At 47.3% G+C, this 15,801-nt stretch carries 16 protein-coding genes; 3 read left to right on the top strand and 13 right to left on the bottom strand.

The window, feature by feature from the left end:
- Positions 1–1,211: outer membrane protein (locus EAO37_RS03740; RefSeq protein WP_205589737.1), on the top strand; the 1,211-nt coding region annotated here is incomplete at its 5' end.
- Positions 1,212–1,585: 374 nt separating this feature from the next.
- On the opposite strand, the gene EAO37_RS03735 is transcribed toward EAO37_RS03740, so the two are convergent.
- From EAO37_RS03735 to EAO37_RS03720, 4 genes are read right to left on the bottom strand one after another with little or no spacing between them, the layout of a single operon-like run.
- Positions 1,586–2,434, bottom strand: a complete 849-nt coding sequence (locus EAO37_RS03735; protein WP_120951603.1) for a hypothetical protein — start codon at positions 2,432–2,434, stop codon at positions 1,586–1,588.
- The gene (gene hemE, locus EAO37_RS03730; RefSeq protein ID WP_120951600.1) at positions 2,434–3,456 is read right to left on the bottom strand and encodes a uroporphyrinogen decarboxylase; all 1,023 of its coding nucleotides are present in this window, start codon (positions 3,454–3,456) and stop codon (positions 2,434–2,436) included. The genes EAO37_RS03735 and hemE overlap by 1 nt, the downstream gene beginning before the upstream one ends.
- Positions 3,443–4,108, bottom strand: a complete 666-nt coding sequence (locus EAO37_RS03725) for a 3-methyladenine DNA glycosylase (RefSeq protein WP_120951597.1) — start codon at positions 4,106–4,108, stop codon at positions 3,443–3,445. The genes hemE and EAO37_RS03725 overlap by 14 nt, the downstream gene beginning before the upstream one ends.
- On the bottom strand, positions 4,109–5,419 hold the full coding sequence (locus EAO37_RS03720; protein WP_120944262.1) for a M99 family carboxypeptidase catalytic domain-containing protein: 1,311 nt from the start codon (positions 5,417–5,419) through the stop codon (positions 4,109–4,111).
- Between the two features lie 118 nt (positions 5,420–5,537).
- Between EAO37_RS03720 and EAO37_RS03715 the strand changes: the two genes are divergently transcribed.
- Entirely contained in the window at positions 5,538–6,047 is a 510-nt protein-coding gene (locus EAO37_RS03715) for a flagellar FLiS export co-chaperone (RefSeq protein ID WP_205589474.1), read from the top strand.
- Positions 6,048–6,122: 75 nt separating this feature from the next.
- Here EAO37_RS03715 and EAO37_RS03710 read toward each other — a convergent pair whose 3' ends face one another.
- Entirely contained in the window at positions 6,123–7,814 is a 1,692-nt protein-coding gene (locus EAO37_RS03710) for an MBL fold metallo-hydrolase (RefSeq protein ID WP_120951595.1), read from the bottom strand.
- A gap of 80 nt (positions 7,815–7,894) precedes the next feature.
- On the opposite strand from EAO37_RS03710, the gene thrC reads away from it, so the two are divergent.
- On the top strand, positions 7,895–9,334 hold the full coding sequence (gene thrC / locus EAO37_RS03705) for a threonine synthase (protein WP_120951592.1): 1,440 nt from the start codon (positions 7,895–7,897) through the stop codon (positions 9,332–9,334).
- Positions 9,335–9,364: 30 nt separating this feature from the next.
- On the opposite strand, the gene EAO37_RS03700 is transcribed toward thrC, so the two are convergent.
- The 8 genes from EAO37_RS03700 to EAO37_RS03665 form a co-directional block, all read right to left on the bottom strand.
- Entirely contained in the window at positions 9,365–10,222 is an 858-nt protein-coding gene (locus EAO37_RS03700; RefSeq protein WP_120944268.1) for a c-type cytochrome, read from the bottom strand.
- On the bottom strand, positions 10,219–11,451 hold the full coding sequence (locus EAO37_RS03695) for a cytochrome bc complex cytochrome b subunit (RefSeq protein ID WP_120951588.1): 1,233 nt from the start codon (positions 11,449–11,451) through the stop codon (positions 10,219–10,221). Before EAO37_RS03695 ends, EAO37_RS03700 begins: the two co-directional genes overlap by 4 nt.
- A 10-nt stretch (positions 11,452–11,461) precedes the next feature.
- Complete coding sequence (gene petA, locus EAO37_RS03690; RefSeq protein WP_120951627.1) at positions 11,462–11,965, bottom strand: ubiquinol-cytochrome c reductase iron-sulfur subunit; 504 nt, start codon at positions 11,963–11,965, stop codon at positions 11,462–11,464.
- 115 nt (positions 11,966–12,080) lie between these two features.
- The gene (locus tag EAO37_RS03685; protein WP_120951586.1) at positions 12,081–12,923 is read right to left on the bottom strand and encodes an energy transducer TonB; all 843 of its coding nucleotides are present in this window, start codon (positions 12,921–12,923) and stop codon (positions 12,081–12,083) included.
- Entirely contained in the window at positions 12,889–13,278 is a 390-nt protein-coding gene (gene exbD, locus EAO37_RS03680) for a TonB system transport protein ExbD (RefSeq protein ID WP_120944274.1), read from the bottom strand. The genes EAO37_RS03685 and exbD overlap by 35 nt, the downstream gene beginning before the upstream one ends.
- A gap of 2 nt (positions 13,279–13,280) precedes the next feature.
- Positions 13,281–13,727: a TonB-system energizer ExbB gene (gene exbB, locus EAO37_RS03675; protein ID WP_120944276.1), complete on the bottom strand. Its 447-nt coding sequence runs from the start codon at positions 13,725–13,727 to the stop codon at positions 13,281–13,283.
- A gap of 83 nt (positions 13,728–13,810) precedes the next feature.
- The gene (locus EAO37_RS03670) at positions 13,811–14,809 is read right to left on the bottom strand and encodes an outer membrane beta-barrel protein (protein WP_120951624.1); all 999 of its coding nucleotides are present in this window, start codon (positions 14,807–14,809) and stop codon (positions 13,811–13,813) included.
- Entirely contained in the window at positions 14,809–15,798 is a 990-nt protein-coding gene (locus tag EAO37_RS03665) for a tRNA-dihydrouridine synthase (RefSeq protein WP_205589738.1), read from the bottom strand. Before EAO37_RS03665 ends, EAO37_RS03670 begins: the two co-directional genes overlap by 1 nt.
- Between the last annotated feature and the right edge of the window lie 3 nt (positions 15,799–15,801).

Genomic DNA, 15,801 nt, shown 5'->3' with positions numbered 1-15,801 from the left:
CCCCATTAAAACCCAAGCCCCCCTCCCGCGCGCCCCCCAAGTGCCAAAGCCCACAAACCCTACTAACCCAAGCGCACAGAATGCGCCCGCGCAAACGCCCCCCCTTAGCCCCTAAAACCTATTTACAAGCCCTCGTAGATGGGAGTGCCAATGCAGATGCCATCACCTACTACAAAAGAGAGGAAAAAACCACTATCCAAGCCAACGCAAACGCGTTGCTCAATCTTGTTAACAACAGTGCTACAGACAACGCCAAGGCTGTAGCTTCTTTAGTGGCTGGGACAAGCCAATTCTTTGGCACAGTGTCTAGCAACGCCAACATTAGCCAAAACCTCAAAGATGCCTTCAATGGCTTTTACCATCTAGCCTCCCACACAAGCTACGATTTGGTCGGCTTGCAAACTAGACTAGAACAACTCATCACCCAAGTGGCGCAAGCGCAACAAGGCTTGCTAAACACCCTCTTAAACACCTCGTTAACCCAAAAAATAGACGGGCTGTTTGCGGAAGTATCCAAGGAGAGTTTGAACCCACAAAATCGTCAAGCCAAGGGCAGGGCGATCCAAGACTTAGGCACTCTCTTAGCTTACCTGCACGCCACACAAACCAAGCTCAAAGCCTACGCCAAAGACCACCCAAGTTTGTTGGCGCTCACGCCCTCTAGCATTGTGGCTATGCAAAGTGGGCACACCAGTGGGAATTTGTATGGGGTGAACGCACAACTGGGTTATAAACACTTCTTTGGCAAGAAAAAACGCTTTGGCTTGCGCTACTATGGAAGCTTTAGCTACCAATATGGCACACTCACAAATGCGTACAACACAGCTTTAAGCAATATGGTTTATGGGGCTGGGATGGATGCGCTTTATAACTTTTATGAAAGCGCGAAGGGGCACTACACCACGGGGGTGTTTGTGGGCTTCATGTTGGCAGGTAGCACATGGTTGCTTAAAGATGCCAAAGCCTACCAAGCCCTAGCTAACTTTATGAGAGTTCAGGGCTACCATGTGAGCCAACACACAACCTACTTCCAAATCCCTTTGAATATAGGTTTTCGTAGCAATGTCAGCAAGCACAATGGGTTTGAAGTGGGGCTACGCATCCCTTTGAGCCTGAATAGCTACCTCAATGGCACGAGAGGGGCACAAAGCCTCAATATCAGCTATAAGCGCAATGTTTCTGTCTTTGTGAATTATGTTTACAACTTTTAGGCAGGTGGGATAAGCTAAGGGCAAGGGGTGGTGTTATCCTCTTGGGTGGGTCTTTGTGGCTCTCTTTGGCATTTTAGCGGGCGCGTTGGTTTTGTCTTATACTCACTCTTGAGGCTTGCTGGTAAACTCGCCCTAAATCTTTTATTTTCTTCTGACATCTTTCTTGGGCTTACAAGATGTGTTACAAGGACTCTGCAATGAGCTTATGTGGGGGCTTTTAAAATCACGATTGCTAGAGTGTTACTTTTTTTAAGCTCATGAATCTATTCATTGGCATAGGTTCTCTCAAAATTTTTGTCTAGCGCGCGCCTAAAAAAGGCATAAAAGTGAAAACGGTGAGAACCTAAACTCAGATACATGAAGTTAGCAGGAGTCTAGCCCAAATTGTTAAGATTGGTGAGTAGGTTGTATAAAAACCAGCTATCCCCATTGTAAAAGACTTGGGGTTTAGTGCTTGTGCCATCTTTATGCACGCTAATACCATCCTCATAGGGCGCAATGGAGATGAGTTTGGCAAGTAAGAGGCGCACACTCTTAGCCTTACCAGCAAAATACAAATGCTTGGTGGTGATAGCTAACACCCCCGTGTCAATGTATTGCAATTGATCCTCTTGGATTCTGCGCCCCTTGAAAGCCCCCACGCGGTAATACACCCCCTTCATAATGCGCACACTCACCCCCTGCGAACCTCCCACATAACGGCTTGTGGTTTTGGTTTCATAATACGCCACGCCCTGTTCTACCCAAAGGAGTTTTTCGCCCTTTTGGAACACAAAGGGCAGGGGGTCGCCCATCAAGTTGAGGCATTGGGGTAGTACCCCCTCCATCACTTGGCGCAAGATATGGGCTTGCGTGAGTCGTCTATAGTATCCCCACTTGTCTAATATCTCTTGTGGGAGTTGAAAAAAGGCAATGAGAGCCCTAATCCTCTCTTCTTCATCCACACTTAAAAGACCATCTTCTAAGGCTTTCTCAATGGCGCGCCCCACCCCTTTAGCGATCAAATCTCTTTGCAGGGACGAGTCAATAAACGCGCTTGTGGCGTGTTGGCTTAAAGAGTTGCTTAAAGTTTCTAACTCTTGGGGGGCGATTTTATGCTGTTGGTAGGCTTCTTGGATGGCTAGTTGGATCTGCTCTTGTGCCTGTGTGTGTTTTTGCAAACATTCTTTATGTTGCTTGCGCAAAAACCCTGCCGGGCGGTTACAAAATTTACAAGTCCCCATTAGTGCCTACTTTTTTGGCGCACTAAAGACACTAATTCTAAAGCATGTGCGCGGGGCAAATCTGCGATCATGCCATGCCCCAAATTGAAAATAAAGCCCTCTTTTTTACCCATGGTTTCAAAAATGCGCTCCACCCCCTCACTCATCGCTACTTGGCTATAAAGCCGTGCGGGTTCTAAATTGCCTTGTAAGACATAACGATCGCCTAAAATATCCTTAGCCATAGCTAAAGGCGTGCCCCAATCACAGCCAAAGACCTCAAATTCTCCGCCCAAGTGTGCCAAATACGCCCCCACGCCCTTAGGGAAGACAATCAGAGGGATATTAGGGTGCTTGGCTTTGAGCGCGTGGGTGATTTTTTGGATATAGCCCCAGCCAAATGTTAAATACGCCTCTAACTCCAGCGCGCCCGCCCATGAATCAAAGATCATCAGCGCGTTTGCCCCCGCCTCTGCTTGTTTGGACAAATAGGCGATGAGTTCTGTAGTTAGCTTATCTAGCAAGGCGTGTAACATTTCAGGCTGGCTATAGAGCAATCTTTTAGAATGTTGGTAAGTCTTGCTCCCCTGCCCTTCGATCATATAAGTGGCTAAGGTCCAAGGCGCGCCGCTAAAGCCAATGAGTGCCTTAGATTTGTCTAATTGTGCGCGCACGCTAGAGACAATCTCATAGACATAGTCTAATTGTTGGTGAGCTTGTGGTTTTAGGGCTTGGATGTCCTCTAAACTGGTGATGGTGTGGGTGAATTTAGGACCCACATTAGGGAGAAACTCTAGGGGTAGCCCCATAGCATAAGGTAAGAGCAAAATATCGCTAAAGAGAATAGCCGCATCTACATCTAAGATTTCTATAGGTTGGAGGGTTACCTCGCTAGCAAGTTTGACATTAGCACAGAGGTCTAAGAAGTTTTTAGCTTTTTGGCGCACCTCTTGGTATTCGCGCAGATAACGCCCCGCTTGGCGCATCATCCAAATGGGGGTATAGGGGGTTGCTCGCCTAAAACACGCGTCAATAAAGATCATCACAATCCTTTAAATGGGGTTTAAGCGCAATTTTAGCGCGCATGCACTCCACAATCTTGCCATGCAAGCGCGCGTAAATGCTGGCTAAAGGCAGTTGGTGGTCATAGAGGGCTAGAGTGTTTTCTAAATTTTCTTGCAAGCCTTGCATGAAAAACTCTTGCATGGCGTGGTAATCCTCTAATTCTAGTCCTAAAGAGGCTAAGAGCTGGTAGGTGTATGCATCCACCACCAGCACGGGGCGCAAACAGGCGTAATTTAAAATGCTATCGGCGCTCTCAAAACCAATCCCCTTTTGGGCTAAGAGCCAATCTCGACTCACTTGGACTTGAAAGTTGGCAAAGTCTTTAAAGTCTTGCAGGATATGGCAACTCAAGGCGATCAAATAGCGCGCTTTTTGGCGGTAAAATCCGCTAGGGGCAATGAAGGGGGCTAACTCTTGAGGGGAGATTTGGGCGAGATTTTCTAGGCTTAAAAGTTGGGATTTTTTAAGATTTTCTAAGCTTAAGCGCACCCTCTCCCAGCGCGTGCGCTGGGTTAAGATCGCCCCCACCACCACCTCAAAACTCCCGGCATGGGGCCACCACAGGGGCGGGGCGTTTTTAAGTAAATTGAGAGCTTTGAGCGCGCGTAAAATCCCTAAACTAGAGATCATCTACACAAAGCGCACCAAGATCATGCCACAAAAGGCGTTGCCTTTATAGACTTCTACGCGATAAATGCGCCCCTTTCTATCTACTGAAAAACGCGCTAAGAGATTTTTATGGGCGATCTTCACCCCCACTTCATTGGGTTTATTCCCCTCATTTTTAAGAGAAAACCCAATGACATTGACCCGGTAGCCCTTTTTAGGTAGCACCTTAAAACTCCCCTTGACATTGACAATGCTGGCTAGAGCGATCGTTTTAACCTCATTGTCAATCTCCATATTGATGTCTTTAAGGCTGTGATCAAAGGGCATGTATTCGGGCATAAATCGTGTCATGAGCTTGTTGCCGTATTTGAGCCAAATTTGGTTTTTACGGGGCAAAAGACCTAAAATATAGCTTTGTGAATCTAGGGGGATTTGACTCACAGGCGCGTTTTTGGGGAAGGGAAAAAAATGTAAGTGATCGCGCAAGCCATAGAGGGGAAGAGTGGTGTTGTGATTCAAAGTTACTTGGAGTTTTTGATCGTTGATGAGGCGATAAATCGCCAAAGGAGTGAGCGCGAAATCTTTGCTGTAGCGAATCCCTAACTCCTCTAGGACACCCTCTATAGCCAATAGGTGGTAGTAGACGCGTTGGGCTAGAGTGAGCTCCTTGCTCGCCTCATTGGCAAAGGCGGGTTTGTCATGCTTGATCGCAAAGTAAGTCAAAGCCTTTTCCATTTCTTTGTCTCCCCTTGCCGTGTGGGTGTTGTGGATATGGTAGCGGTGTAGGGGTTTGAGGAGGTGGGCGTTGATGTGCTCTGTTGTCTTGGCTGAAATATGTTTGAGATCGCCAAAGGTGGTGTGGGCTAAGTTGTTTTGATCGATGATGAAGGAATTGCCCCAGCGCCTAGGGTTGAGTAATGCACTTTCATAATGGGGGCGATAAAAGCCACTCCCATCATGTAAATGCAACACCACATTCACATCGGGGGCAGTGATGGTGTGCTTGATAGATTGGATGAGGGGGTATTCGGGATCCTTGGGATTTAAATAGGCAAATTTGCGATTCAAATCCCCATAAACTCCCCGGTGGTTCAACAGCATAGAATAGCGGTTCAACACGGGCACTACCCACACAGAGCCAGATAAAATCTTGTAGTGGGTTAAAAAAATATTAGTGGTGTTAAATCCCCCGGGTTCATCGCCCTGAATCCCGCCCATGAGCAACAAAGTGGGACCTTTTTGATCCCCCACTTTTTTAATGACATGCACGGATTTTTCCGCTTGCGCCAAACAAGGCAACACAAACGCCAGACACAATAATAGTACTCTCATTAACTCTCTCTTGGATGAAGGATAGCTGAAGTGCCATTATATCTAAAAAGCCCGCGGATTGATCCAAAAGGAGGGAATAAAAAATGCTTGGTTTTTCTATCTTGCTATAAGGATGGACATGAGAGAGAATATGCTAGAAATCTTTAAAAAGCACTTGGGGGCGATTGATCCCGCGGATTTGGGAATCCTAGACACCCAGCAAAAAACTAGCAAAATCAAGCATTTCAACCACGAGATCAAGGGTTTGAATGAGAGCATTGGGGTGTTACAGACCTTGCAGATTGCCTGCCAAAACTTGCTTAAACTAGAGGCGGATGCGCGCACTTCTATGCAGGAAGTGATCGCCAAGGCGCGTTTTCAAGACAAGGAACTCTTTGGTGTGGGCTTGCAAATTAGTTTAGATTCCCAAGAGTCTTTGCACCTAGAGATCCAAAACCCCCTAGAGGTGCTAGCTTCCAAGGGGCTAGAGGGTATGCGCGCGTGTTTGCAAGAGGGCTTGGAAGACATTAAAGACGCGTTGGCACGCATCCAAGAGAGTGTGAGCCAAAAACAGGTCTTCAAAAAACCCCCCACTCTCAACACCCCCCACTTTGACAAAAGCGCGCTACTCTGCGTTAAAACTTCTTAAACCTCTTGGGCGCGCCTAGCGCGCCAGCACCCAAGAACCTGGCAAGGGCGGACTCTTAGCACCAAGCATGGGGCATCAATCTAGTTTCAGGCTATAGGCTTTAGGGGAGCTGTAAAGATGGCTGAAGTGATACCAGAAACTAGCTTCATAGGCGTTAGGGTTGCGCTTGATACGGCAGTGAAAACCCCGTAACATCTCTTCAAAAGGGAGATGGTTTTCCACGATGCAGGCTAAAATTTCTTGGCGCACGCGCAGTTGCATCACACGATAACCCTGCTGGACAGAGATGAGTGCCTTCTCTTCTACGATCTTGAAACTTTGCGTAACAAAATTGGCCTCTACAATGGGCGCGACTACTTTGTCAAAATTGTCGTTAGTGGGGATGAAACTCACAATTTGGTAGGCTTTATAGGCAGAGAGTTTGAGAAAACCCATGAGTTTATGGGGATCATAGCTGAAAGTCTTGGCGTAAAATTGCGTGTATTTAGCGGGCAAGTCTTTTTTAAGGGTGTGGATTTCTTCTTGCCACTGCACCAAGTCGGCGGTTTTAAATTCTAAGGTGAGCGCGTCATTAGGGGGCAAACATTTGACCGGGTTTTCTCTGTGTGTGCGGCTGTAGAGATCGCAAATCTTACTGCACTCTGATATATCGTTATGGGTGTTGATGCGCTTGATAATGGCATCTCGACTACTCTCCTGTAAATAGGGAGTAGCAATGGGCATCACATAGGCGGGATTGGTCAAATGGATAAGCTTTTCTAATTGCTGTTTTTGCCCCTCTAGGTGGGCATTATGCAGGGCTTTTTTCTCTTGCCCGCTGTAATTATCCACACAAAAGGGAAAACCCGAAGTTTCCCCAAAAAAGGCAGTGCACAGTAAGGTTAGCCCACTGGGTAGATTGAAGCGGTTGATGTAATTAGCATAGGGGTTGATGAGCACATCATGCCCGCAAAGACACAAGTAAAGCCCACTATCCTCAGAGCCATCACCGGCTTTAAAAACACTGAATTGGAAAAACGAGCTAAACTCGTAGATTTCTTGAAATTCCAAAGGAAAAATATTAGAAAAGCCCAAGTTTTTTAGCGCGCGCTCTACACTCTTGGAGGCAAAATTGCCCACAATAAAGGGCTTACTTCTGGGAGCAAACGCTAAAGTTTGGGGATGCAAACAGCTAGAGCGATTAGAGGAGATAAAAATAAAATCCGCATGCACCAAGCAATACAACGCCTCTTTACAGCTGGCTTTCTCTAAATAACCCGCCCCCAAAAAGGCAGGACCTAGCAGCCATGGATCGGTGATGAATTTGATCCCGCCTGCTTCAATATACAAACAGGCATGGTTAAGATAGCGGATTTTAAAATCCCCTTTAAAACTGGATTGGTAGGGGTTAGCTAAATCTGTAGAGGTTTCAATCTGAAGAGTGCGCCCCTCAATGCGGTATTTGAGGGGTTGTTTTTTGCGCCCATTGTCATAATTCAAACTACTCAAGTGTAAATTCCACATGCAATGCGGGCAGGAAGCGATGCCTTTGTTATGCAAAAGCTTATCTCCCCTGTGATCGCAAATGGTGTCGATGATCCAATCGACTTCTGGCTTTTCACCCATTTTGACATGCTTTTTCATCTTAATGATAAATTCGCCCATGTCATTGATCCCCTCTAATAACCCCCGCACAGAGAGACTTTGGGTATTAGTGTTGGTTTCAAAAAGCCCCACACGGCGCAACTTGACGGGTGCGGGCGAACTAGAAGCGTTCTTGGGCGGCAAAGCGGGCCTCCATAGGCTAAAAATAAAGGCGCATTATACTAAAATCTTGCCAATAAATCCCCAACTCTTAAGGATCACCAATGGCATTACTGCTAGATAGTAGAAGTGGCACAGCCATAGGGGGTTTTGAGCGCGCTCTGCTCGATCCTAGTTGTCAAGGCTTGTGCGTGCCCCAAAACCTCCCCCAAGTGGATTTTTCTACCTACCTGCCCTTAAGTTACACCCAAGCCACCCAAACCCTCTTTAAAGCCCTAGAGCTCCATCTCAACCCCGCTCTCTTAGATCGCGCCCTTGAGCGTTACTCCAAGTTTGAGGCTATCGCCCCCCTGCATGCCTTGAGTCCCTCCCTCTATGTCCAAGAACTCTTTCATGGTCCCACTCTAGCCTTTAAGGATATGGCACTCCAGCTCTTTGGGGTGTTGCTCTCAGAGTTAGCCAAAGCACGCCAAGAAAAGTATTTGATCATGGTGGCTACTAGCGGGGATACCGGTCCAGCCACTCTAGCCAGCTTTGCTAATCTGCCTAATACCTATGTCCTTTGTCTTTACCCCGCTCAAGGCACGAGTTTAATCCAAGCTTTGCAAATGCAAACAATCAATGCGCCCAATCTCAAGGTAGTCGGGCTAGAGGGAAATTTTGATGACGCGCAAAGCGCGCTCAAAGCCCTTTTAGCTGATGAATCTTTTCAAACACATTTAGCCCAAAAAGATTTGCATTTGAGTGTGGCGAACTCGATTAATTTTGGGCGCATTGTGTTTCAAATGGTCTATCACATTTGGGGGTATTTGGATTTGGTGCGCGCTGGAGCGATCCCGTATGGCGATCCCATTAAAATTATAATCCCTAGTGGAAATTTTGGCAATGCCTTAGGCGCATTTTATGCCAAACAAATGGGTCTGCCCGTAGAAAAAATTGGCGTAGTGTCTAATATTAATGATGTGCTTACAGAGTTTTTCAACACGGGGGTGTATGATTTAAAAGCGCGTCATCTGCAAAAAAGCCACTCCCCAGCGATGGATATTTTAATCAGCTCCAATATTGAACGCTTGCTTTTTGCCCTCTTTGGCTCTGAGCGCACTAAGGAGTGCATGCAAGCGCTCCAAGATCAAAAATACTACACCCTCACTTCTAGCGAATTGCAAAGCTTACGCGCGCATTTTGAGGCGTTTAGCTGTGATGACGCGCATTGTTTAGATACTATCGCGCGCATTTATTACGATCAGCACTATTTAATAGACCCCCACACCGCCACTGCGCTTTATGCTTACAAACACCTTGAGAGTCGCCTGCCCTGTGTGGTGGTCTCTACCGCCTCTTGGAGCAAGTTTGCCCACACCACCGCCCTAGCTCTAGGCAAACAAGCCAAAGACGATCAAGAAGCTCTGCAAGTTTTAGCCAAAGAGGGGATCACACCCCCTGCTAGAGTGCAAGAGCTTTTAAGTAAGCCCCTTATACATAAGGATCGCGTGGGTGTGAGCGGTTTACAAAATTACATCAAAACATGGCTAGAAAATTTCTAGCGCGCGTTGCGCGCTAACCCCCCTTGTTTGCTAATGAACTTCTCTCCACACCTTTTGTTTCCACACATAGGCAAGTAAGGTCATTACCGCAAAGAAGACCATGATTTTAATACCCAGCGCATCGCGTTGGTGCTTCTTGCTATCGCCTACTTTTTCTAGGTAATGGATGATCTGTTCTTGAGATTCTTTATTGAGCCCCACTCTAGGCATGGCTGTCCCGGGCAAGAGTTTTTGAGGATCGTTGATAAAAACCTCTAGTTTTTCACGCCCTAGTGAGCGAATCATCATGGAGAGATCGGGGACTTCCGCACCTAAATAGCGGTGCAAGTCTTTAGGATCGCTGAGCGCGTGTTCTTTGTCGTATGTAATGCTATGGCAACGCTGGCAGGCTTGGGCAAAGACTTCTTTATCCTCTAGCTTTTTAGGCGCGATAGAAACTAGGTAAGCCACAATGTCGGATAAATCTTGATCGCTAAATTGGGCAAAAGCGGGCATGGGATAGGGATTATCGTCCTTGTATTTGTGAGCAAGTTTAGCTGTTTTTACGGGGTCTTTGATGAAATGGGCTAAGAATTGGGGGTTGAGCACCGCGCCTACATGGGAGAGATCGGGAGGCACGACTCCAAAGCTCGCCCCTGCGCTGGCGTGATCCATAGGGGCGGGGATTTTCTGACTCTCAAGGCTATGGCAAGCCGTGCAATTTTGGGCAACTAAATCCTTACCCTTAGTCGCATCGCCCTTACTCAGATCAATAGGCTTTAAATCCTTGAAAGCAAAGTCAGCCGGGGGCACTTTGGGCTCCATCACGCTATGCGCATAGGGTTCCACGCCCCAGTAAAGCACCCCAATCACCACGATCAAAATCGCTAGGATTTTAAGCTCTTTCATTGTGCGCCCCCTTTCTTCTCAGCGCGCGCAATGAGGGGCAAGACCACAAAAAAGAGGGCTAAAAAGATGATTGAAGCCACAAAGCCAACATACTTATTATTGCCCACGGGCGGGAGTTTGCCATAGATGGTGAGCACCACCATATCCACCACGAGCACCCAAAACCAAATTTGAAAGCCCTTGCGCTGGTGGGCGGGCTTGACTACGGGGCTATTATCCAAAAAGGGTAATAAGAAGAAGATCACTTGGGCGATCCCAAAGGCGACTAAGCCTAAGTTGCCATTGAAAAAGAAGCCCCGCAAGACTTCATAACTCCATAGAAAATACCACTCGGGGTAAATGTGGTGCGGGGTTTTAAGGCTATTGGCGCGCTCAAAGTTAATAGGATCCATAGCAAATTCGTAATGGTAGCACACCAAGTAAAAGAAAAAGACCATGAAGGCGCACACCACAAAAATGTCCTTAGAGAGAAAGACGGGCCAAAAGGGGATGACCTTAGATTCTTTCTTTTTACCCTCTTTAAACTTCTTTTCTTCGGCTTCAAAGTCCAACACTTCGCCCTCTTGGTTATTGACATGGGGGATACGCAAAGAATAAAAGTGCATGCCCACGATGGTTAAGATCACCACAGGCAATAAAAAGACATGCAACATAAAAAAGCGCGTGAGTGTCGCGTCTGCTACGACATAATTACCCCGAATCCACACCAACAGATCAGGACCAATGACCGGGATTTTGCCAAATAACTCCGTGATGACTGAGGCTGCCCAGTAGCTCATTTGCCCCCAAGGCAACATGTAACCGCTAAAGGCTTCTGCGCTAAAGATCACAAACAAGAGCATCCCGCTAACCCAAATCATCTCACGACCCTTTTTATAAGAGCCATAGTAGATCGCCACAAACATATGGATATAAAGGATCACAAAGATCATGCTAGCAGCTGTGGCGTGGATGTGGCGCCATAGCCACCCGTAGGCGACCTCTTGCATGATGGTAAAATTCACGCTGTCATAAGCTAATTTAGCATCGGGCTTATAATACATCAAGAGGAAAATCCCCGAGATGACCAATAAGCCAAAGAGGGTGAGCAAGATCACCCCCATCGCCCATAAAAAGTTAATGTTTTTGGGAATCCAATACTCTGTCGCCAATACTTTGGTGAGTTTCTTCACCCCTAAGCGTTGATCTAGCCAGTCCACAACCCCCGTTGCTTTTTTGATTTCTGCCATTCTCTATCCTTTATGCGTGCGCGACCATATTTTTATACTCTGGACCCACTTCGCCAAAGGTGATCTTAGAGCCCTCAAGTTTAAAGGGGGGGATCTCAAAGGGGCGAGGCGGAGGGGTGCCCGGGATATTCACCCCATTGCTGGTAAAACGCCCGCCATGGCAGGGGCATAAAAAACCTTTTTGGATGGATTCAAAATTGGGAATACAACCCAAATGGGTGCAAATTTGCACCCCCACAGTGAACACCCCGCCTTGAATCTTAAAATCGCGCTTGGGATCGAAGGCATCCTTAGGGTCTTTTTTGATGATGTAGACCGGTTTACCCCGCCACTCCACACTAGAAAACTCCCCATCTTTCATATTGCTCACATCCACGCTAGTAAAACCTGCGGATACCACGCTAGGCAAGGGGTCCCAAGTCTTTTTCATAGCCACCAAGCTAGCTAGCGCACCTGCGCCCGCTACCCCAGCTAAAGCCATGCTCAAAAAGTCGCGCCGATTCATCTCCGCCATCATCACTCCTGCTTAAATTATTGCAAAAGGCGATTTTACATGAAAAAGTTTAATACTATGCTTTTGGGGGATGGCTCAAAGCCCCTCCAAAGTGGCGCGTAACCAGCGCGCCTGCTCATTCTTCTTTGATCGTGTAGGCAATGGGGATTTTCAAATGCACGGTCTGTTTGGGGGTGGGGAAGAGTCTAGCTGCTTCTTTTACTGCCTGCACCGCTGCGCGGTTGAGAATCTCTGAGCCTGAACTCTTAGCCACCCTGATGTCTGTGGTGCTACCATCGGCATTGAGAGTAAACTCCACCAAAACTTCCCCCTCAATCCCACGCACCATTGCCATTCTAGGGTATCTATTTTTTGAAGAAATCGCCATTTGGATCTTCATCAAAAATTCATTGCTCACCCCGGGGTTGTAGGCTTGCGCGCTAGCTTGCGCCCCCTCAGATTTTTGGTTGGATTCCTCGCGTTTTTGCTGTTTGGGCGTGGGTTCGCTAGGCTTGTTAGCCTCTTCTTTAGCCGGTTTAGCAGGTTCTGGTTTGGGCTCTGGTTTTACCTCTGGTTTGGGCTCTGGTTTTACCTCTGGCTTAGGCTTAGGCTCAGGTTTTGGGGTTGGCTTAGGCTCTGGTTTAGGTTTAGGTTTAGGTTTAGGCTCAGGCTTGGGCTTATGCTGGATTTTGTGGTGGACATTGTGGTGGGTTTTGGGCTCTTCTTTGGGTTTCTCTTTAGGTTTTTCTTGGGGGGGAGTTTGGGGGGCTTGTTGGGCGTGCTGGAGCTGGTTGGAGTGGGTGTTGATGCTGGCTAAACTCATGGTGAGAGTTTTGGTGCCTGATTGGGCTAGACTCTCCACTTTTTCATAGCTAGCAAAGGCTATCCACAATCCCACGGCGTAGATCACCGCCGTGATCGCGAAACTCACCCCCGTAGAAAATCTACTTTGTTTCTGTAGAGATGGAGAAGTTTTCATGGTTTTGGGCTTTGAGAATGTCCATGATCTCAACAAAAGTGCCAAATTTGGAGTCTTTGTCGCTACGCAGATCCACGAGGGTTTTAGGATCGGTTTTGGCGATCAAGGCTTTGAGATCGTCTAAACTTTGGGGCTTGTCGTTGACATAAATCCCATCGGATTTATCCACCACGATCGTAACTTTCTTTTCGGGTTGCTCCATTTTTTGCGCGCTAGCCGCGCTGGGAAGATTGACCTTGATCTTACCTTCCGCAATGAAAGTGGACACGCTTAAGACTAAAGCCAGCAATACCAACATTACATCAATGAAAGGCACAATATTCAGACCATCTCCCCGGCGTAGTCTAACTTTCATCGTTACGCCTTACGACTCAATTTGAATTGTTCAGAGAGAACATCTACTTTGCGCAAGAACATATTGTAAACCATCAAGGTGGGGATAGCGACCACCAAACCAAAGGCGGTTGCCTTCAGGGCTAAAGAGAGCCCTAAGGTGATCGCCTTAGCGTCCAGCCCAGTCGCGCTAGTGCTCATGTCGTAGAAAGTTACCATCACCCCTAAAATAGTGCCCAATAACCCCACATAAGGGGCGTTAGAAAAGATGATGTAAAGCATGGTGAGATTCTTCGTCAGGTCTAGATCCAATCTATCGGGATCGTCATAAAGTTTGAAATCAAGGCGCGCGTAAAAGATAATGCGTTCAATGGTGAACCAAAGTGCTAAAAAGCCCATCAGCCCTAACACGCTAAACACCCCAATATCCACATACTCCCCAATGAGTTTAACAGAAAAACCTTCGCCCATACCAAGCCTTTAGTGTAGTGTAAAGGGTGTTGATTGTATTGATTTTGTAATAAAAAGTCAAGCTAAAAATTTTTCGTGTATGTTTAAAATAAATAGGCATAGCCCACATAAAACTCACTATGGGGCACGATGCTAAGACTTTGTTTGAGAGTTTGCTGGGTGCCCACATTGCTGTTGCCATAATTATACCAATTTTGCGCACTGAGCTTGTAATAGGGGAATTTCCACCCCACGATCACGCGGTTGTGCTCGCCCACATACATCTGTGTCCCCACATTGACAAAAAAGCCACTTCCGGCCGCAAAAAAGCGCGTCTTACGCCCTAGGACTTGGTTGACAAAGCGATCGCTCCAAAACATCGTATACTCCACACCTCCGCCCACAAACAAGCCCACTTTGAAAAAGAACATCTTGGAGTAAATTTTCTTGATCCAAAAATCCAATGGGAGATTTAAAAACATATCTACATTAAACCCAAAACTCAAGGCATGCGCGCTGTGCCCTAAAAGACTACTCTGGGGGTTGGGTGTGGGGCAAATACCCAAGGGGTTATCAGTGCTCAAGGGCGCGCAGGGCGAGCTATAGCCACTTGGCACGGCTAAATCCCCCCCCACATTTTTAAACCCACTGGGCACATTGCCATGGCTAATGCTTTGGGGGATCACCCCCCCTGTAGAAGGGTCAATGGCTTTGATGTATTTGGGGTTGTAGTTTTGCCCCCCCTGGTTAGCGATACTGGTCAATCTGCCTAAATTAGCGCTGACATACTCTAGCGTGCCATAGACACGCAACCCGCTAATGGCAAATTTGTCAAAGAAGATTTCATCGCCCAAAGTGTAGGTAAAGGCAAAATTCGCGTTTTTATCCGTGCCATAAGTGCCCTTTAGCAAATCGCCTTGACAGAGATTTTGGGGGCATACAGGCGCGCCATTGGGCATGACACTAGGGTTATGCATGCTCACTTGCTGGCTAAAAGTGCTAGAAGACCCCTGGGCTGATCCTAGGCGCACCCCCGTATAGACATGGTTTTTTACCGCTCCTAATACCTGCGTGGCTAAGAAGATCGCAACGGCTAAGCGCATTAACAACTCTGGTTGTTTAAGGAGATAATCTGGGGGAGATCGTGCAAGACTTGCGCGTGGCTGAAAAATTCTTCGACTTGGGCGCGTGCGACTAGCGGATCACCCATGCAATTGACACACTCTTTAAATGCGCTCGCGCCCACATGTCCTTTAGCATAGGCATGTAAATTTTTGCGAAACATCACCACACCCCTAGCCCCGTAAAAATCCACCATCTTATCAAAGTGTTCTAAAACCAAGTCTTTTTTAAGCACGGGGGGTAACTCTTGTGTATCATGCTTGATTTGCCAGAAGATCCAAGGTTTAACTAAACTGGCACGCCCAATCATCACTCCTTGCGCCCCTGTGTAAGCGCGCACCTGTTTAGCCTTCTGCACGCTGTCAATCTCGCCATTGACGACCAAGGGTTTGTTTAAAATCTGGCGCATCAAGCGCACACTCTCATAGTCAATCCTCTCTTTCTTGTAGCGATCGGCACGCGTGCGCGCATGCACCACTACAAAATCCACCGGCGCATCATTGAGCGCGTGCGCGATCTCTTCTGGGATTTTGCGCTCAAAACCCAAACGCACTTTTACACTGGTGTAGGGCTTATTGGTGTGTGTGCGCACCACCCTCAAGAGCTCAACTAGGTGGTTTAAATCCTTGAGTAAGCCACTTCCATTACCATGGTTGGCTACCTTAGGGGCGGGGCAACCGCAATTAAAATCCAAAATATCGATCCCCTCTATGGCATTGAGCAATTCCACCGCCCTTTGCACGATCTCCACCTTAGAGCCTGCGATTTGCACACTAAAGGGATTTTCATCGGGGGATTTCTCCAGCATCTTGGCGTTTTTCTCAAAGGCATACACCAGCGCATGGGAGCTTATCATCTCGCTCACGGTTACATCCACCCCAAAGCGTTTCACCACACTCCTAAAAGGCAGATCGGTATAACCTGCCAAAGGGGCTAAAAATAATAAGTTATCAAATTCAAGTCTCGCCATCGC

The organism is Helicobacter sp. L8, from assembly GCF_003660355.1.
GTDB lineage: Bacteria > Campylobacterota > Campylobacteria > Campylobacterales > Helicobacteraceae > Helicobacter > Helicobacter labacensis.
Note: the sequence above shows the minus strand (reverse complement) of the source record. Positions and strands in the feature narration are given on the sequence as shown.